Source organism: Treponema peruense, assembly GCF_016117655.1.
Classification (GTDB): domain Bacteria; phylum Spirochaetota; class Spirochaetia; order Treponematales; family Treponemataceae; genus Treponema_D; species Treponema_D peruense.
Genome location: NZ_CP064936.1, coordinates 661,043 through 679,314 on the forward strand (window position 1 = coordinate 661,043; position 18,272 = coordinate 679,314).

An 18,272-nucleotide genomic window follows, 5' to 3' on the forward strand; every position below is an offset into this window, starting at 1 on the left:
TTTAGCTCCTGATGTTTATATTTTTATTCTGTTTTTTTTCAGAAATGAAAAGTCCCAGTATCGTAAGGAATGTTCCGAAAAGTCCTGCCAGAGATATTTTTTCACCAAGGAATATGAATGAAAAAATAATTGTTACGACACAGACCATGTAAATTGCTGCAGTTGTTTTTACTGTTCCCAACGCTTTGCAGGTTTTGTTCCACGCGACAAAGGCCAGTGAACTTGCAAATACACCTAGTATTACAAGGTTAAGAATATTTTTCCAGTCACTCCATCTTGCTGTGTTTTCGGCCGGACAGAAATTTATGGAAGTGCTCTTTCCTCCAAAGACAAGTCCGTAAACTGCCAGCGGAATCATGAATATGAGTGCCCAGAAAAAAATGCGTCTTGTAGAAGCAAAATTTCCGTGTCCCAAGGAATTTATTTTTGAAACAAACAGTGAGTAAAAGCCCCAGCATATTGCCGAACCGAGTGCCAGTAGATCACCTTTTGGACTCAGACTGAATTCAGAACTTCCGTTAAGTGTCACAAGCACGATTCCCGTCATTGCAATTACAAAACCCAGTACAAAATTTTTTGTAATTGTTTTTTCATGAAGAAAAATTGCCGCAATAATTGCTGTAAACATGGGACATGTAGAAACAATTATGCTTACGTTGTTTGCGGCTGTAAAATAAATTGCAATGTTTTCAACAAACTGGTAGATCGTAATCCCGCAGAGCCCTGCTCCCATAAAAAGAAGTTCCTCTTTTATTCCCGAAGTTTTGAGTGGCTTTGGTGAAATAATACAGAACGCAATGTATCCTGTTACAAATCTTAAAATAAGAATTTCCAGCGAGCTGAACGTGCGCAGAAGATATTTTGTGCATATAAACGACACTCCCCATACAAGAATGCAGAATGCCGCAAGAATATAAGGTAATGCCTGTTTTTTCATGAGCGAAAGTATAGCATATTAGTTTTTTGGTAACAAGTAGAGGAAGTTCTGTTTTTTAAGAAGCGCCGTAATAAACGGCCGTCCCATAAGAACAGTGGAAACCCCGTAAGAAAATGCTTTTTCCATGTCAGTTCCGTTTCTTATTCCGCCGTCGACCCAGATTTCATTGCAGTAATTTCTTATTTTGTCTGCATAAAGGGTAAGAAATCGCGCTGTGCTTCCTTTTTCTGTCTGAACTCTTCCGCCATGGTTTGAAACATACGCAATGTCAGGTTTTACTTCACGGAGCATCTGTATGTCACTTTCTGTAAAAATGCCTTTTACTGCAAACGGAATGCCTTTTTTGTTAAGAAGATTTTTTGTTTTGAGCAGCTGTTCCGAAGTTTTTTTTTCAAGATGAACCAGATTGCGCATTGTGGCAATGTTGTAACTGTCAATGTCTATTCCGCAGACTTCGGCAATGTCCTGTGAAAGTTCAATGCGCTCTTCTATTTTTTCATCGGGGTAGGGCTTTATAAAAACAGCGGCTTTTGCATTGTTCTGTCTTACCGCACTGCATCCCCATATAAATTTTTCATCGGGTGTGCCGTCTCCTACAGAAAGTGCAATTCCGGCTTCAATACAGGAGTTTATAATGTCTGTGTAGAACAATTTTTCTTCATGGTAACCGGCGTTTTCCACACCACCTGTCATGGGTGCAAGTCTTAGCGTACCTTTGTTCCGGGGGAAAATTCCTGCGGGAATGTTTTTCCAGTCCGCGCAGTTAAGAATAAAATTTTCATTGTTATCGGGGCCGCCCATTCCAGGAATCTGTCCTTTGCAGCCAAAGCCGTTGCATTCAGAACAGAGTCTGCATTTTTTTTCTGTCAATTCAGTCACCCAGACACGTTCCAAGTTCGCGGGCAGTTTCTATCATAAGATGATTCGCCGGAATGTTTTTTACTTTGCCTGCAATCATGTCAAGAGGAACACCTGTTATCTTTCCGTTCTGCAGGGCAACCAGTTTGCCAAAGTCACCTTCGGCAAGAAAGTGTGCCGCGGCCGTTCCGAACTGTGTTGCAAGAATTCTGTCATAAGAAGACGGTGTTCCCCCACGCTGCAGGTAACCAAGAACAGTAACTCTTGACTCAAGCGAAGTTGCCTGTTCAAGTTCGTGTGCTACACGGTATGCTATTGAATAAGGCATTTCGGCCCTTGCTTTTTTGAATGCTTTTTTGTCAAGAAGTGCTTCTTCTTTGCTTTTTGCGCCTTCAGCAACGACAATAATAGAAAAGTTTTTGCCTGCATCACGGCGTTCCATGACTTTTTTTGCCACCGAATTAATGTCATACGGAATTTCGGGAATAAGAATAACGTCACCGCCGCCTGCTATTCCGGAATACAAGCCCAGCCAGCCTGCTTTGTGTCCCATTACTTCTATTACCATTATTCTGCTGTGGCTGTGTGCTGTCGTGTGGATTCTGTCTATTGCATCTGTAGCAACATCAAGCGCCGTATGAAAACCGAATGTCATGTCTGTGCATACAATGTCGTTGTCAATTGTTTTTGGAAGTCCTATAACATTGAGTCCTTCGTGTGAAAGAAGACATGCTGTTGTATTTGTGCCGTTTCCGCCAAGACAGACCAGAGCGTCAAGATTCCATTTTTTGTAGTTTTCTTTTATTGCTTCTATAGGAAGAAGTCCCGACTCTGCATCTGGAACAGGATTTTTGAACGGTTTGTCGCGGGAAGTCCCAAGAATGGTTCCGCCTTCTGTAAGCAAACCTACAAGTGAAGAAGGGGCAAGTTCTTCCATGTCTCCTTCTACAAGACCCCTGTAACCGTTGTGAATTGCAACAGCCTGCATTCCGTACTGGATAGATGCCGTTCTGCATACTGCACGAATGGCTGCGTTAAGACCCGGCGCATCACCGCCGCTTGTAAGAATACCAAATCTTTTGACTTTAGAACTTTCCATGCGTTAATTATAGCAAACAAACTGTACGGTGTAAATAAAATTAAATAATTTAATCAGACTGTCAAAGATTTATGCTGCCGACAACAGTTTCGTCGCCCGAAGAATAATTTTTTTTGTCTCCAGCACGGTTTTCTGAGGCCGGAGTGCCTGTTTCTCTTACTTCTGTTTTTTCTGCTTTGCGCGGAGCATTTCTCTTTTTGGGCGCAACAAGGAATGCAAAAAGGCTTCCGCAAACACCGCCCGCAAGATCTACAAAAGTCGGAACATTCGCAGTCAGAAAAGGCATGAAACCTTTTGAAACCGGCGCCGCAATCTTTGCCGCAGTATACATTCTGTATGATATATATAGAAGAAAAATCATCAGCCATGAAAGAGGAATATCTTTTTTGGCCAGTGCCAGAAGCGATTCAAGAAGAATCATCATAAACACAATGGAACCGGCGCCCGCAGAAGGGACAGGAACGGCGCACGCAGTAAGAACTCCGGTAACAAAAGCGGTTATTCCCATCATTAAGGCGAGCATTGGTGAACCGTACCTTTCTTCAAGAGTGGGACCCAAAAGAAGAACAAAGGTCAGTGTCGTAAGCAGGTTTTCCCAACCGCCCGTGCCGAATACGTGAAGAATTGTCTTTGCATAATCTGCCGGGTTTGAAAAGTTGAATGCCGCTATATCTCCCAGAGCCTTTGTTCCTGGGCAGGTAAGGATATTTTTGACAAGAGATCCGTTCAGAAAAAAGAAATCCACAGAAAACGCCGCTGCCGAAACAAGGGCAAATGTAAGTGTAACCGGGGAATCATATCTTAAGCGGAAAGTCTTTTTTGCCATTTCTTAGATGCGGTGCATTGCCGAAAAAACTTTTTCGTTCATTACGTTGATTTCAATTCCGAGTGACTTTGACTCTTCTGTAAGTTCTTTTCTTGCAGTGTCAATATCTGTGTCTGCGTTGTCAAAGTCTACCATCATCATCATTACAAAGTTACCGCTCAGAATAGTTTGTGTGATGTCTGCAATGTTGATTGAATGCTTTGCGAGATATGCCGAAACTTTTGCTATTATGCCGACTTTGTCTCCGCCGACAACTGTAATAATTGCTTTCATAATTTTTAATTATAACAGACGTGCGTTTTTTTTACAAGATTAGGCGCCTTCTGTGCCTTCTGGAAGTGTTTTGCAATCTGTAAAATGTTTCTCTTGACAGAAACAAATAATGCGTTTATCATTTATTTTATCCTGCTTGGAAAAAAATATTATAGGACAAAAATATGCAGATTAGTGAAATTCAGCTTGAACAGGTCAGAAACCAGATACGCCGTGTAAAGAATTGCGGCAATCCTTATTACGAAAAGAAATTCAGCGGAATAAACCCTGAAGATATAGTTGATCAGCAGAGTTTTCAGAAGCTTCCGTTCAGTACAAAACAGGAACTCAGGGACGCCTATCCTTTGGGACTTGCGGCTGTCCCCGAAGAGCAGATTGTGCGCATTCATTCTTCGAGCGGCACTACGGGAACACCGGTAATTATTCCGTATACGCAGAAAGATGTAGATGACTGGTCACTGATGTTTGCAAGATGCTACGAAATGGCTGGAATCACAAAACGCGACAGAATACAGATTACACCGGGTTACGGGCTCTGGACAGCCGGAATAGGGTTTCAGCTCGGATGCGAACGGCTTGGTGCAATGGCTGTTCCGCTTGGTCCTGGAAACACCGAAAAGCAGCTGCAGATGATGCGCGATCTAAAGTCCACTGTTTTGTGCGCAACTTCATCCTATGCCCTTCTACTTGCCGAACAGATAGAAAACCGCGGCCTCAAGGAATCAATCAATTTAAAAAAAGGTGTAATCGGTTCAGAGCGCTGGGGAGACAAAATGCGTGCAAGAATCCGCGACATTCTTGGAATAGAGCTTTACGACATTTACGGTCTTACTGAATGCTACGGCCCCGGAATAGGAATAAGCTGTTCCGAAGACAACGGAATACATTATTTTGACGACTATGTTTACATGGAAATTCTTGATCCTCAGACAGGCCTTCCTGTAAAAGACGGTGAAGTGGGCGAAATTACACTTACAACTCTTGTAAAGGAAGGTGCGCCTCTGTTCCGTTTCAGAACACATGACCTTGCGGCTTTTATTCCGGGTAAGTGCAAATGCGGCTCTTCGTTCCCGAGAATTACCCCTATTCTGGGACGCAGCGATGACATGGTAAAAGTCAAGGGGAATATTATCTTTCCGAGTACAATAGAAGATGTCATTAAGTCTGTTCCGGGAACTTCAAGTGAATACAGGGCTGTAATTGAACACGTTGACGGAAAGGACGAACTTGAGCTTTCTGTAGAAGTAGAAGGCGGAACCGACCGTACAGAAGCAGCTCTTACCCTTGCACTGAATTTCAAGTCAAAGTACAACATGACACCCAAAGTCCGTATTGTTGGTGAAGGCGAACTTCCGCGCAGTGAAAAAAAGACAAGGCGCATAGAAGACAGAAGGTTTGAATAATACTTGAATAAATGCTATAATGCGCAGAATATTCTGTGTTGAGGTGTTTATGGCTGAACCGCATAAGTCCGGTGAGGATTATCTTGAAGCAATTTTGGTACTTAAGATAAAAAACGGAGCTGCACGCCCTGTTGATGTGGCCCGTCATCTTGGTGTCTCAAAGCCCAGTGTAAGCCATGCTATGGGAATACTTGAAGAAAACGGTTACGTGGTTACAAGTGATGTGGGTTTTCTTGAGTTTACAGAAAAAGGGCAGGCCCTCGCAGATGACATTTATGAAAGACACGTTCTTCTTACAGAATTTCTTCAGGTAACTGCAGGCGTTGACCGTGACCAGGCTGAACAGAATGCCTGCCGCATAGAGCATGACATTGATGAAGATGTTAAACGCGGAATAGAAAACTGGATGCGTAAAAATGCCGGGTATTCCGGCAGGCGAAAATAAATTCAATTGGAAGGATTTTGTATGGATTCAGACAAGACAGTTGTGAGTGGTGCTGAAAAGACCGCCGAAAAGCCCGTAAAGAAAACAACGCGCAGAACATCTGCCTCAAAAAAGACAGTTTCTGCCGCGGCTCCTGTTTCGCAAGTCAGTGACAATGTTCCACACGGGGCAATTACAGAAGACAATCACAAGGCACTCTGGAGCGGCCGTTTTAAAGAAGGTCCCGATGCGGCTGCCATTGATTTTGAAACTTCCATTCATGTAGACGAGCGCATGGCACTTGATGACATTCACGGCTCTATAGCACACGCGTCAATGCTCGGTGAACAGGGGATTATTCCGCGTTCTGATGCTTCGGCAATTGTAAAAGGCCTTAAGGGAATCGAAAAAGATCTTTCTTCGGGAAAACTTTCCATAGATTACAGCGCAGAAGATATTCATTCTTTTATAGAAGCAACTCTTACCGACAGAATCGGCGAAAGCGGAAAAAAGCTTCATACAGGCAGAAGTCGCAACGACCAGATTGCTTTGGACGAACGTCTTTATTTAAGGCGCGTTGTTCCGTCTGTACAGAACCAGATAATTACACTTGTGCAGACACTTGCAAAAATTGCTTCAGAAAACACCGATTCTCTTTTGACGGGCTATACTCATATGCAGCATGCCCAGCCCGGAACGCTTGCACAGCATCTTCTTGCTTGGTGTGCAATGCTTGTACGTGACTGGGAACGTCTTGAAGACAGTCTTGGCCGTATTTCAAAGTCTCCTTTGGGAAGCGGCGCACTTCAGGGGTCAACACTTCCGCTTAACCGCGAGTCCGTCGCAAAAAAACTGGGCTTTGCTGGAGTAACTGAAAATTCCCTGGACACTGTTTCTGACCGCGACTACTGCATTGAATTTACTTCGGACTTTGCGCTTCTTCAGTCGCATCTTAGCAGAATGTGCGAAGAACTGGTTCTCTGGTCAACTACGGAATTTTCATTTGTTGAAATGAGTGAAAGTTGGTCTACGGGCAGTTCAATTATGCCGCAGAAAAAGAACCCCGACTTTGCGGAACTTATACGCGGGCGTACGGGAAAAGTTTATGGTGATTTGATAAATCTTCTTACCATGGTAAAGGGACTGCCGCTTGCCTATGACCGCGACCTTCAGGAAGACAAGGAACCTCTTTTTGACGCGCTTGATACAGTAAGTGCCAATATCAGCGTCTTTACAAAGATGATTGCCAGTGCAAAGTGGAACCTTGACAGAATGGCAGCCAGTGTTGAAGGTGGTTTTGCCAATGCCACTGACGTTGCGGAATATCTTGTACGCAAAGGAATGCCGTTCCGCACGGCACACGGTGTTGCTGCGCGTACTGTAAGAATGGCGATAGATGCCGGTCTTGATAAAATAGAAGATTTGAGTATGGAAGAACTCCAGCTTTGTTCACCGCTGTTTGACGAAGATATTTACGCCCTTATAAGCCCGCGTGAATGTGTCGAAAACCGCAACACAACAGGAGCACCTTCTTCTGTAAAAACGCTTGAGCAGATTCGCGGACTTGCAAAATTCTGCAAAAAGAGCCTTAAGAAAATAAAATAATTTTGGAAAACATCGGAAAATTACAGTTTTTCGATGTTTCCTGCATTATAAAAGGAGTGAGTATAAAAAGCCCGTCGGTTGTCGCCGGTCTTTTTAACTCAAAGTTCACAATGTGAACTTTCTTTATTGAACTGCGTTTTTCACTTTGTTGCAAAACGCAATAAAAACATTTTCGACTGTTGAAACAGTCTTCAAATATTTTTATAGGAGTATTTTATGAAAAAAATTGCAGTTGTTGCACTGGCCGCAGCGGTTATGGTTTCTTTGTTCTCATGTGCAAAGAAAGAGACTTCATCAAAATTCATTCTTGGACTGGATGACTCGTTCCCTCCTTTGGGATTCCGCAATGAGTCAGATGAAATTGTCGGTTATGACATTGATCTTGCCCGCGAAGTTACAAAAAGACTTGGACTTGAACTTGTATGCCAGCCTATAACATGGTCAATGAATCTTCAGGAACTCAACACAAAGAAGATTGACTGTATTTGGAACGGCTTTACAATGACAGAAGAAAGAAAAGCTGCAATGGCATTTACAAAACCCTATCTTGCAAATGCACAGGTAGTAGTTGTACGCGCAGACAGCGGAATTGTTTCCCTTGCTGACCTTGCAGGTAAAAAAGTTGGTGTTCAGGCTGGATCTTCTGCAATGGATGCAATTGACGCAGCTCCTGAATTCAAAAATTCCCTCGGTGAAGTAGTAGAGTTCAAGGAAAACGTAACAGCCCTCAACGACCTTGAAATAAAGAGCATTGACGGTGTTGTAATGGATATGGTTGTTGCAAACTACAGCATCAAGCAGACAGGAAAGCCGTTTGTTGTACTTTCAGAAACACTTGCTGTAGAAGAGTACGGCATTGCATTCCGCAAGACAGATACAGAACTCCGCGACAAGGTACAGAAGACACTTGAAGAAATGAAGGCCGACGGTACTGTTGCAAAAATCGATGAAAAGTGGTTCGGAACAGACCTTTCTGTAATCGGAAAGTAATTTAAGTCAATCTCTAAAAATACAGAGCGCTTATGTTAGAAGCAGTTACAGCATATTTTACAAGAATAAAAATCGACAAGCTTCTTGTCGCCATGTTTCGCAGTACAGGAGTGAGCCTTGAGGTTTTCTTTCTTACGCTTCTGTTTTCTCTTCCATTAGCGCTTCTTATCTGCTTTGGCCGTATGTCCAAAGTAAAGGTTGTGGCCAAAGTAACAAACGTATTCATGCTCATAATCCGCGGAACACCGCTTATGTTGCAGCTCATTTTTGTTTACTTTGCGCCTCCTACTCTTTTTCATGTGGGTCTGGACCGCTTTACTGCAGCAATTGTTGCTATGGTGGTAAATTATGCCGCTTATTTTGCAGAAATTTACCGCGGCGGAATCCAGGCTGTTCCGGTTGGCCAGTACGAAGCTTCAAAAGTGCTGGGCTTTACAAAAACACAGACTTTTTCAAGAATTGTTCTTCCGCAGGTTGTAAAACGCATTATTCCGGCTATGGGAAACGAAGTTATTACGCTTGTAAAGGATACGGCTCTTGTTCAGGTTCTTGGCGTGGCTGAACTTTTCCATGTTGCGCAGACACAGAGCGGCCGTCTTGTAAGTGTTATGCCTCTTTTTATTGCTGGTGTTTTCTATTTTATAATGAACTGGGTTGTTTCAAAGATATTCGATGTTATGGAGAAAAAACTTGACTACTACAAATGATGTTATAACCGTTGAGAATCTCAGTAAAAGCTTCGGAAATCTTGAAGTAATAAAAAACATTTCATTTTCAGTACACCGCGGCGAAGTTCTGGGAATAATTGGTCCCAGCGGAAGCGGAAAATCGACTCTCCTGCGCTGTATATGCCAGCTTGAAAAAGTTTCGGGCGGTTCGGTTTCCATCTGCGGAAGTACGATGGTAAAAGACGGTGTGTATGCCGAAAAAAATGAACTTAGAAGAATAGGACTTGATGTGGGGCTTGTCTTCCAGAACTTCAATCTTTTTCCGCATTTTTCTGTTTTGCGCAATATTACCGAAGCTCAGCAGATTGTACTCGGACGCGACAAAGACCACTCACGTGAAATTGCGATGGATCTTCTTAAAAAGATGAATCTTGAAACAAAGGCTCTTTCTTACCCGTGTGAACTTTCCGGCGGACAGCAGCAGCGTGTAAGTATAGCGCGTGCACTTGCCCTTAAGCCTCAGGTTCTTTTCTTTGACGAGCCAACGTCTGCCCTTGATCCTGAACTTACCGGAGAAATTCTTTCTGTTATAAGGGATCTTGCAAAAGAAAAAATGACAATGGTCGTCGTTACTCATGAAATGTCTTTTGCCCGCGACACAAGTGATAGCCTTATTTTTATGGACGGCGGTGTCATAGTTGAACAGGGGAACCCGCGTGAAGTTATAGAGACTCCGCGTGAAGAAAGAACAAAAGCTTTTTTGCGTCGCTTCAATAAAAACTGATTTTTGTTTTCATTATTATAGAACAGACTAACGGCCACAAGCTCAATAGGTTTTCGTTTTTTTTGAATAAGAAAAATCTGCCTGGACAAAAAAAATACCCGCTCAGTAATGAACGGGTAAAGTTTCGGGAGCGAAGGGGCTCGAACCCTCGATCTCCGGCGTGACAGGCCAGCGCGATAAACCAGCTTCGCTACGCCCCCAAAAACGTATTGATACTATACAGACTATGTATTTTTTTGTCAATGACCTTGATCTGATTTTTCAAAAAAAATGGATTTTTTATGCAAAATTATGTCTGTTTTTATTCAAAATCAAGTGTCGACATTGACTAAAAAAGGTATTTTCAATAATATATACATTCGCACTATTGTGTGCAGAAAATTGTATTTTAGGTCTTAACCCCGTTCGTGAGAGACCTTTGGAGGACAAGAAAGTGGTAAAAATCAGACTTAAGAAGTTTGGTACAAACAAACGCCCCTTCTATCGTATCGTAGTTGTGGACTCACGCAAACCACGTGACGGAATGACAATCGAAGAGATCGGACAGTACCATCCTATCGACGTTGAAGAAAAGCAGGTTGCCTTTAAGGAAGACCGCGCAAAGTACTGGCTCAGCGTAGGCGCACAGCCTTCACCAATTGTAAAGAAGATTTTCAATACAAAGGGTCTGTCTGTAGCAGGAACAGCAATCACCAAGTAGTTTTCGGAGAGTAGGTAATGGAAAAAGACCTGATTGAATACATTGCAAAATCATTGGTCGATGATCCAGCTTCAGTCTCCGTAACGGAAACCGAGGGTGAGCGCGGACCTGTTCTTCAATTGAGCGTTGCCCAGAGTGATATCGGTAAGGTTATTGGCAAATACGGTCGTATTGCAAAAGCTCTGCGTACTGTTTTGAGCGCATCCGCTAACAAAGACGGAAGGCGTTACAGCCTGGAAATTCTGGACTGACGGCATCGATGGTAGAGCAGTTTGTAGTGGGCGTTGTTCGTGGTACACACGGTATCGCGGGCGAGTTAAAAGTAGAAAGCACTTCCGGCGAGTACGAACACTTTGTTGGTATGGAAGAAGTGACTTTGACACATGGAACGGAGTCAAGGCTGTTCAAGGTTGAATATGCCAAGCCGGCTTCTGGAACATTGTATCTTAAACTGGTTGGAATAAGTACACCTGAAAAAGCTGCAGAATACAACAGGTGGCAGATCGTAGTTCCAAGAAAAAACGCGCACCCTTTGCAGGAAGGTGAGTGGTACATTGAGGATCTTAAGGGATGCTCGGTGATTTATTATAACGGAGCGGTGGAACCGGAAGATGATTCCGAGTCTGTCGTTGGGACTGTCACAGACGTAAAGGAAGGCGGATCGGGTTATCTCGTTGAGATTTCGCTGTCCGAGAGTTGTTCCTTGCTGCGTGAAGATGTCAGAATGTCAAAGGGTTCAAAGCCCAGAAGCGTTTTTGTTCCATTCAATGATGAATTTATTGGAACAGTTGATGTTGAGCGTAGAAAGATGCGGCTGATGCACCTCTGGATTCTGGAGTAATTCCATGAAATTTACTGTGCTGACCTTGTTTCCTGAGATACCGCGTGCTTTTTTTGAAAGTTCGATCATGGCAAAAGCGGTGGAAAAGGGAATTATTGCCTACGATTTGGTGAATATCAGGGATTTTGCCTTTGATAGACACCGTACTTGTGATGACGCTCCGTATGGCGGAGGAGCCGGACAGCTTTTGTTGCCGGAACCTTTAGGACGCGCTTTGGACAGCGTAGAGGCTTATAAAAAGCAGAAGCATGTGGTTTATGTCACGCCGAGCGGAAAGCCTTTTACACAAAAAAAAGCACTTGAATTCAGTCGGATGGACGAACTTGTTCTTGTCTGCGGAAGATACGAAGGTATTGACCAGAGGATAATTGACACTTACGTTGACGAAGAAATCTCCATAGGGGATTATGTCATGTCAAGCGGTGAAGTTGCAGCCACAGTTATAGTCGATAGTGTTTATCGGCTGGTGGAAGGCGTCATAACCGAAGAGTCACTGGACGAGGAAAGTTTTACCGGCGCGCTTTTGGAATATCCCCAGTATACACGGCCGAATGTTTACAGGGGCCTGGAAGTACCCGAAGTTTTGACGGGCGGCAACCATGAAGAAATCCGAAAGTGGCGGCTTCGTAAGAGCCTTCAGAAAACGCTTATGAACAGACCTGATCTGATTCAAAGGGCAAGACTGACTGGTACTCTTTCTGAAGAGGCCGAAAAAATGATCGAAGAACTTGCGGACTTTGTTACGTACAAAAATGACCGCAAGAACAGCCGTAAGCTTAGAGCGTTAAGAGCCCGTTATGAGCGAAAATATTCTTCCAAAGCAAACGGTGATGACCAGGAGAAAAAAGATGGATCTTATTAAAACCATTGAAGAAAAGCAGAAGAAACCCAATGCAGAGACTTTTAAGGTAGGAGACACTGTAAAGGTTCACTTTGAAATTATCGAAGGAAAGACAAAGCGTATTCAGATTTTTGAAGGACTTGTTATTTGCATGAAGAATTCAGGAATCGGCAAGACATTTACTGTACGCAAGACAAGTTACGGTGTTGGTGTTGAGCGTGTATTCCCTCTTCACAGCCCGCGCGTAATGAAGGTAGAGCTTGTACGCCCCGGAAAAGTTCGCCGCTCAAAGATTTACTACGTTCGCGACAAGGTTGGTAAGGCTGCAAAGATTAAGGAACTTCTTGGACCTAAGGCTATGGCAGCATTTGCAGCAAACAGAGCCGCACAGAAGGCTGCAGACGCAGCAGAAGTTGCTCTCAATGCAGAGATAAAGGCAGAAGTTGCAGCAGAAGCAGCAGCAAACAAGGCCGCAAAGAAATAATTATTGAGCCGCTGGACTCAAAAAAGTTCAGCGGTTTTTTTATGTCTTCTATACAGGTACAGGGCCGTAATGTTTATGCGGCTTCAAATTCAAATTCTTCCATAATAAATGACGGTGATAGTGTTCTTGTGTGCGTAGAAAAGCCGCTTGGTGACGGTGCAAGCCTTGTTTTGCTGAACGGACAGCGCATAAAAGCTTTTTGTGCAAAAAACCTGGCGGCAGGAGAAACTTTCAGAGCCGTAGTTTCACATTCACAGGATGGGCGGCTCTTGCTTACAGTTTCTGAAAAGTCCGGCGCAAACAACAGTATTGAACCGCGGCTGGCAGATTTTCTTGTTTCAAATGCAATCCAAAGTGACGGAATTTCGGTACAGATTGTAATGCTTATGCAACAGTTTGGTGTAAAAATTGACTGCGGTATTCTGCGGCGTGCCCGTGAATTGTCTGCAAAATTTCCCGGAAAAGAAAAACTTGCAGCAGAAGCAGCCTCAATTCTTATGGAAAAAGGCATAGAACCAGAATATTCGCTTGTCTGCAGAATGCTAGGCATTACGGACGGCAGTTTTGATACCTCACCGCAGTCACAGAATCACGGGGAAGAGCAGAAGTTTGCAGACGGGGAGGGAACGTATTTTGGACTGTTCGGCAAAATTCCTCAGGCAAAGGAAGGACTGCTTGCTCTTTTGAACCACTCATCATTTTCTTCTGACAAACATTGGATTTGTGTTCCGTTTGAGCTGAACAATGCACATTTCAATGCAAAAGGTACCCTGTCTTTTTTACTGAATCTTAATTCAAAATTAACTGAAAAAATAAGAATTAAATGTAATACAGACTATACAAATTATATTTTTGTGCTATACTATAGCAAAAGCAAGGTAAAGGAAGTGCGGTTCTGTACATTACCGCCGCTTTTGACCTCACAAATTCATAACGAGGAAAAGTGGCTTGGAGACTTGTTTAGTTCCGGCATGAACACAAGCAATTCTGTGCCAGTAACCTATTCCTCCTTGACTTTAACTGAAAGCCTTTGCGCTGATGACCAAATTCCCATTACATTTGAAGATATTGTATGAGCATTAAAGAAGTTCTTTCGGCTGTTTCGCTGAAGTATCCCGGTGATGCAGAGGCTCCTTTTATTACGGCAAAATCAAAGGGTGAGCTTGCAAAAAAAATGATTGAAATTGCCCGCGATAATTCTGTTCCGATTGTGCGTGATGAGCTTTTGGAAAATGTTCTTTCGGTTGGTGAAATAGGTGAATGTATTCCCGAAGAGTCATGGAAGGCAGTTGCCGCTGTGTTTGCCATGATTTCAAGTCTGGAAGAGAGAAAAAGATGAATGTAAAGTTGGATTGTTCAAAGATAACTCTGGGAGTACGCTACAGTGCTCCTGTTTTTTTTGATGACGGGCAGAATATGTTTCTTGCTGCGGGTCATCCTGCAAAACCTTACCATATAGAAGCTCTTAAAAGATGGTCTGTTCCGTTTCTGCTGACAGAAGGACATCCTATGAGTGAAATAAGGCAGACTTTTGTTCCTGAAGATGACGGACTTGAAGAACTGGAAGAGTTTGAAGAAGATGAAGATATTGGCGAACTGGAGCCGCTTTGAGTTCAACAAGAGAAAAAGGAGTTTGCGGGGAAAACCGCGCTGCTGAATTTCTGGTTTCAAAAGGGTATAAAATCATTGACAGAAATTTCAGAAACAGGGGCGGTGAAATAGACATTATCGCTTTTAAGGAAGAGACTCTCGTTTTTGTAGAAGTAAAGACTCTTCCGAACGGAAGCCCGGAACTTCTTGCACACGAACTTGGCTATTCAAAACAAAATAAGATTATTAAAACCGCTAAATGTTACCTGCAAAAACATCGACAATATAGTAACGCTTATGTTAGATTTGACGTTCTGGCCCTGGATGTTCCCGGGCTGGAAAGTGTTCATCATATTGTCAGTGCTTTTTCGGAGTAATACATGCAGGTTGCAGAAAATGTAAAAAAAGATTTATCCCTTTCTCCCAGAATTATGGAACTTAGAAAGAAAATCAATGATGAAAATTATATAAACTCGGCGGTGGATCGGATTGCGGTTATTATGAGCCGGCATATTGTTGACTCGCAGGGTGTTACGGGAAACGGCGTTGATTTTCTGCTACGGAGATAGATTTTCTGCGCCTTTTTTAACGGCTTGTGGGTATGGAATATATTTTTGAATTGATTTATACTGAATATATATGAGCAGAGACAGACATTCCAGAAGACATGGAAATAATTGGCGCGGCGGCCAGAGACGTGACAGGGACGATTTTAACAGTGTTCCTGCCAAAAGTACATTCAGGCCTCCAAGAGCCGTTACCCCTGAACAGATAAGGGAAGATGAAAACGCCATAAGAGAATTCAAAAGCAGCAATCAGCCAGTCTGTCCAAAATGCGGATTTGCTATCGGGGATTTGACAAGTGCGCTTCCTGACAGAACTACCGGTGAACCCATTCACTTTGACTGTGCCCTTGATGAACTTATGCAGACAGAAAAACTTGCTCCCGGTGAAAAAATCGCGTATATAGGACAGGGACGTTTTGGTGTTTTGAACCGCCCCAATCCGCATGATGTAAAGCATTTTACGATAACAAGAATAATTGAATGGGAAGACAAGGATTCAAAGGGTGCGTGGCGCTCCGAACTTGCCGAACTGTTCAGCCATGTAAGATAATGCAGTTTTTTGGGAAACTAAAGTTTTTGTAGCTTTCCAGTATTTTTGGTTGCAATGATTTTCAAAATCTTCTATAATAGCAAAACATTCGCCAGGATGGTGGAATAGGTAGACACAAGGGACTTAAAATCCCTCGGCTGCAAACAGCCGTGCCGGTTCGATTCCGGTTCCTGGCAGATGTAAGACAGCCTCAAAAGGGTTGTCTTTTTTTTTGGGAAAAAATTATGTATACAGACACTCATTTTCACTTCAGTTACTTTTCACAAAACGGCGAAGACTTTGGTACAGGAATTCTTGAAACTATGGCAAAAGATTCTGCATTTTTGGGACTTGATGTCGGTACAAAATGTGACGATTTACTTAGCCGCCGCGATTTTATTTCTGACTGCATAGAAGCAATTTCTGATTCAAATACAAAGCATAAGTGTGAGAGGATGATAAGGTTTAGCGCGGGAATCTGGCCTGACGTGGAGTCTATTAAAAACCGTGAGTCCTGTATGGAAACACTGCGCGAACAGATTAAAGAATTCAAAGAAGAAGGTGATGTTTTTTCAAATCATCTTGTGGCAATAGGTGAAGCCGGACTGGATCACCACTGGAATCCTTCTGGTGCAGACGGAAGAAGCGAAGATGATTTTGATACCGCCGTTTATGAAGGTGAGCGCGAACTTTTTGCCATGCAGCTGGAACTTGCACGCGAACTTGACCTGCCGTTTATTGTTCATAGCCGCGACGCTTTTGACGATACGCTTGATGTAATAAAAAACTGCGGCTACAACAAAGGTGTAATCCATTGTTTTTCTTACGGAATGGAAGAAGCCAGAAAATTTCTGGATTTGGGCTGGTACATTGCATTCGGCGGCGGCGTCACTTATACAAAGAAAAGCCGTATGGATGAAATGAATGAACTTCTGCGCTTTGTTCCAGATGACAGAATTCTTCTTGAAACAGATGCACCGTATCTTGCGCCGGTTCCACTGAGGGGAACAGAAAATTCTCCTGTTAACGTGCGCTATACTTATGAATTTATTTCACAAAGACGCGGCGTTTCAATAAAAAAACTCTGCGATATTGTAGACTCAAACTGCAGGACGTTGTTCAATATGTAAAAAAAAGCACCCGCTGAGCGGGTGCTTTTTATTTGAAATAATAACAATCTGCCTCCTAGGCAGATTGTTATTCCTATTTTATAAGAAGATCTGCGTATGCCTTGAGAGCGCCGCTTGTTTCTCCTGCAAGAACTGACTTTGCAAGAGTCTTTCCAAGCTGGACACCTTCCTGGTCAAAACTGTTTACATTCCAGAGGAAGCCCTGGAACATTACTTTGTTTTCAAAGTGTGCAAGAAGTGCTCCTATTGATTCAGGTGTTACGCTGTCTCCGTAGATGAGGCTTGAAGGTCTTTCACCGGCAAAGAATTTGTTGGGGTTGGAGTCAGATTTTCCGCATGCAAAGGCTACAATCTGTGCTGCAACGTTTGCCCCCAGTTTTGCCTGACTTGTTGAACCCTGGATTACTACATCTTTTCCGGTCTGATTGTTTTTGTATGCAATGAACTGAAGCGGAATGATGTTTGTTCCCTGGTGCAGAAGCTGGTAGAATGAGTGCTGCCCGTTTGTTCCCGGTTCTCCGAAGATAACAGGTCCTGTAACGTAGTCAATCTTTTCTCCAAAGCGGTTAACGCTCTTTCCGTTTGACTCCATGTCGAGCTGCTGCAGGTGGGCCGGGAATCTTGAAAGTGCCTGTGAGTAAGGGAGAACTGCTGTTGAAGGATATTCCTGAACGTTGCGCTCGTAAACGCCGATTAATGCGTCAAGAAGTGCTGCATTCTTTGTTACGTCTTTTTCTACAGAAAGCTTGTCTTCTTCTGCCGCTCCCTTAAGGAAATCTTCAAATGCTTTTGGTCCGAATGCGAGGCTTAAAATTGCTCCGCCGACTGCAGAAGTAGAAGAGTAGCGTCCGCCGATGTAGTCATCCATAAAGAATGCTGCAAGATAGTCGGGACTTTTTGCAAGGGGACTTGTTTCGCTTGTAACTGCAATCATGTGCTTTGAAGGATCAAGGCCTGCATTTTTAAGATATTCGTTTACAAAAGACTGGTTTGTAAGGGTTTCGAGTGTTGTTCCGCTTTTTGAGACAAGAACGAAAATTGTCTTTGAAAGATCAATTGATGCAAGAACAGATGCGGCGTCATCAGGGTCAACGTTTGAGATGAAGTGTGCGTCCATCATGAATGTTCCCTTTGCCTTTGCCCAGTTTTCGAGTGCAAGGTAAATGGCTCTCGGACCAAGATCACTTCCGCCGATTCCTATCTGGCATACTGTTGTGTATTTTTCGCCTTTTTCGTTAAGGATTTTTCCTGAATGAACCTTGTCTGCAAAGGCTGCAATGTTTTTGCGCTGTGTTTCGTAGAAGTCGCGTTTGTCTGTTCCGTCTGCATTGACTGCCTCTCCAAGCTGTCCGCGTGTAAGCTGGTGAAGAACCATTCTTTTTTCACCCAGATTCACTACTTCGCCGTTGTAAAGCGCGCGGAATTTTTCAAGGAGCTGGTCTTCGTCTGCAATCTGCTGGAAAACAGAAAGAAGCTGTTCGTTTACCTGTTTGGCTGCGTAGTTGTAGGTGAGTCCGCCGCCCATGGGTACAGAATATTTTGAGACACGGACTGCGCCGTTTTCTCCCTGAAGTTCCTTTGCTACTGAAACGGAATTCTTTAGGCTCAGGAGTTTCTTGAAACTTTCGAGTTTGTCCAGATTGTTCCAATTGATTGTTGATGCCATAACTGCCTCTGTTATTTGATTTTGTGAAAGCCAAAAGCGGTTTTCACAAGCGAAACTA

At 43.3% G+C, this 18,272-nt stretch carries 23 protein-coding genes, 2 tRNA genes and 1 pseudogene; 19 read left to right on the forward strand and 7 right to left on the reverse strand.

Annotated features, from left to right (window positions below; genetic code table 11):
• Nucleotide 1: 1 nt before the first annotated feature.
• The 5 genes from IWA51_RS03140 to IWA51_RS03160 form a co-directional block, all read right to left on the reverse strand.
• Nucleotides 2-937: a DMT family transporter gene (locus tag IWA51_RS03140; protein ID WP_198443161.1), complete on the reverse strand. Its 936-nt coding sequence runs from the start codon at nt 935-937 to the stop codon at nt 2-4.
• Between the two features lie 18 nt (nt 938-955).
• Nucleotides 956-1,807 (reverse strand): alpha-hydroxy-acid oxidizing protein, encoded by an 852-nt coding sequence (locus tag IWA51_RS03145; protein WP_230402700.1) that lies wholly within the window; start codon nt 1,805-1,807, stop codon nt 956-958.
• A 1-nt stretch (nt 1,808) separates the two neighbouring features.
• Nucleotides 1,809-2,894: a 6-phosphofructokinase gene (locus IWA51_RS03150; protein WP_198443162.1), complete on the reverse strand. Its 1,086-nt coding sequence runs from the start codon at nt 2,892-2,894 to the stop codon at nt 1,809-1,811.
• 61 nt (nt 2,895-2,955) lie between these two features.
• On the reverse strand, nt 2,956-3,720 hold the full coding sequence (locus tag IWA51_RS03155) for a rhomboid family intramembrane serine protease (protein ID WP_198443163.1): 765 nt from the start codon (nt 3,718-3,720) through the stop codon (nt 2,956-2,958).
• Between the two features lie 3 nt (nt 3,721-3,723).
• A complete protein-coding gene (locus IWA51_RS03160; RefSeq protein WP_177528513.1) occupies nt 3,724-3,993 on the reverse strand; it encodes an ACT domain-containing protein in 270 nt (89 codons plus the stop codon).
• A 164-nt stretch (nt 3,994-4,157) separates the two neighbouring features.
• Here IWA51_RS03160 and IWA51_RS03165 point away from each other — a divergent pair, with 164 nt between their 5' ends.
• From IWA51_RS03165 to IWA51_RS03190, 6 genes are all read left to right on the forward strand, one after another.
• Complete coding sequence (locus tag IWA51_RS03165) at nt 4,158-5,396, forward strand: phenylacetate--CoA ligase family protein (RefSeq protein WP_177528512.1); 1,239 nt, start codon at nt 4,158-4,160, stop codon at nt 5,394-5,396.
• A gap of 49 nt (nt 5,397-5,445) precedes the next feature.
• Nucleotides 5,446-5,841: a metal-dependent transcriptional regulator gene (locus IWA51_RS03170; protein WP_198443164.1), complete on the forward strand. Its 396-nt coding sequence runs from the start codon at nt 5,446-5,448 to the stop codon at nt 5,839-5,841.
• 21 nt (nt 5,842-5,862) lie between these two features.
• Nucleotides 5,863-7,425 (forward strand): argininosuccinate lyase, encoded by a 1,563-nt coding sequence (gene argH / locus IWA51_RS03175; protein WP_198443166.1) that lies wholly within the window; start codon nt 5,863-5,865, stop codon nt 7,423-7,425.
• 216 nt (nt 7,426-7,641) lie between these two features.
• Nucleotides 7,642-8,415 (forward strand): amino acid ABC transporter substrate-binding protein, encoded by a 774-nt coding sequence (locus tag IWA51_RS03180; RefSeq protein ID WP_177528509.1) that lies wholly within the window; start codon nt 7,642-7,644, stop codon nt 8,413-8,415.
• A 32-nt stretch (nt 8,416-8,447) separates the two neighbouring features.
• Entirely contained in the window at nt 8,448-9,122 is a 675-nt protein-coding gene (locus IWA51_RS03185; protein WP_198443168.1) for an amino acid ABC transporter permease, read from the forward strand.
• Nucleotides 9,106-9,867 carry an amino acid ABC transporter ATP-binding protein gene (locus tag IWA51_RS03190; protein ID WP_230402701.1) on the forward strand — a complete coding sequence of 254 codons (762 nt, stop codon included), beginning with the start codon at nt 9,106-9,108 and terminating at the stop codon, nt 9,865-9,867. Before IWA51_RS03185 ends, IWA51_RS03190 begins: the two co-directional genes overlap by 17 nt.
• Before the next feature lie 125 nt (nt 9,868-9,992).
• Here the strand turns inward: IWA51_RS03190 and IWA51_RS03195 are convergent.
• A tRNA-Asp gene (locus IWA51_RS03195) sits at nt 9,993-10,067 on the reverse strand.
• A gap of 233 nt (nt 10,068-10,300) precedes the next feature.
• Between IWA51_RS03195 and rpsP the strand changes: the two genes are divergently transcribed.
• From rpsP to IWA51_RS03260, 13 genes and pseudogenes are all read left to right on the forward strand, one after another.
• Nucleotides 10,301-10,567 carry a 30S ribosomal protein S16 gene (rpsP, locus tag IWA51_RS03200; RefSeq protein ID WP_177528506.1) on the forward strand — a complete coding sequence of 89 codons (267 nt, stop codon included), beginning with the start codon at nt 10,301-10,303 and terminating at the stop codon, nt 10,565-10,567.
• A 17-nt stretch (nt 10,568-10,584) separates the two neighbouring features.
• A complete protein-coding gene (locus IWA51_RS03205) occupies nt 10,585-10,818 on the forward strand; it encodes a KH domain-containing protein (RefSeq protein ID WP_177528505.1) in 234 nt (77 codons plus the stop codon).
• An 8-nt stretch (nt 10,819-10,826) separates the two neighbouring features.
• Complete coding sequence (rimM, locus tag IWA51_RS03210; protein WP_177528504.1) at nt 10,827-11,408, forward strand: ribosome maturation factor RimM; 582 nt, start codon at nt 10,827-10,829, stop codon at nt 11,406-11,408.
• A 4-nt stretch (nt 11,409-11,412) separates the two neighbouring features.
• Complete coding sequence (gene trmD, locus IWA51_RS03215; protein WP_198443170.1) at nt 11,413-12,270, forward strand: tRNA (guanosine(37)-N1)-methyltransferase TrmD; 858 nt, start codon at nt 11,413-11,415, stop codon at nt 12,268-12,270.
• Nucleotides 12,257-12,604: pseudogene (gene rplS / locus IWA51_RS03220) on the forward strand (50S ribosomal protein L19); the annotation flags it as partial. The gene trmD and the pseudogene rplS, both read left to right, overlap by 14 nt.
• A 170-nt stretch (nt 12,605-12,774) precedes the next feature.
• On the forward strand, nt 12,775-13,809 hold the full coding sequence (locus IWA51_RS03225) for a hypothetical protein (protein WP_198443172.1): 1,035 nt from the start codon (nt 12,775-12,777) through the stop codon (nt 13,807-13,809).
• Nucleotides 13,806-14,072, forward strand: a complete 267-nt coding sequence (locus IWA51_RS03230) for an EscU/YscU/HrcU family type III secretion system export apparatus switch protein (RefSeq protein ID WP_177528500.1) — start codon at nt 13,806-13,808, stop codon at nt 14,070-14,072. Before IWA51_RS03225 ends, IWA51_RS03230 begins: the two co-directional genes overlap by 4 nt.
• Entirely contained in the window at nt 14,069-14,344 is a 276-nt protein-coding gene (locus tag IWA51_RS03235) for a phosphohydrolase (RefSeq protein ID WP_198443174.1), read from the forward strand. The genes IWA51_RS03230 and IWA51_RS03235 overlap by 4 nt, the downstream gene beginning before the upstream one ends.
• Complete coding sequence (locus tag IWA51_RS03240) at nt 14,341-14,700, forward strand: YraN family protein (RefSeq protein WP_198443176.1); 360 nt, start codon at nt 14,341-14,343, stop codon at nt 14,698-14,700. The genes IWA51_RS03235 and IWA51_RS03240 overlap by 4 nt, the downstream gene beginning before the upstream one ends.
• Before the next feature lie 3 nt (nt 14,701-14,703).
• Nucleotides 14,704-14,892, forward strand: coding sequence for a hypothetical protein (locus IWA51_RS03245; protein WP_177528497.1), 189 nt, complete (start codon nt 14,704-14,706; stop codon nt 14,890-14,892).
• Between the two features lie 70 nt (nt 14,893-14,962).
• Nucleotides 14,963-15,439, forward strand: coding sequence for a hypothetical protein (locus tag IWA51_RS03250; RefSeq protein WP_198443178.1), 477 nt, complete (start codon nt 14,963-14,965; stop codon nt 15,437-15,439).
• 90 nt (nt 15,440-15,529) lie between these two features.
• Nucleotides 15,530-15,615, forward strand: a tRNA-Leu gene (locus IWA51_RS03255).
• A 48-nt stretch (nt 15,616-15,663) separates the two neighbouring features.
• A complete protein-coding gene (locus tag IWA51_RS03260; RefSeq protein WP_198443180.1) occupies nt 15,664-16,548 on the forward strand; it encodes a TatD family hydrolase in 885 nt (294 codons plus the stop codon).
• Nucleotides 16,549-16,621: 73 nt separating this feature from the next.
• On the opposite strand, the gene IWA51_RS03265 is transcribed toward IWA51_RS03260, so the two are convergent.
• Nucleotides 16,622-18,214 (reverse strand): glucose-6-phosphate isomerase, encoded by a 1,593-nt coding sequence (locus IWA51_RS03265; RefSeq protein WP_177528494.1) that lies wholly within the window; start codon nt 18,212-18,214, stop codon nt 16,622-16,624.
• Nucleotides 18,215-18,272 lie beyond the last annotated feature (58 nt).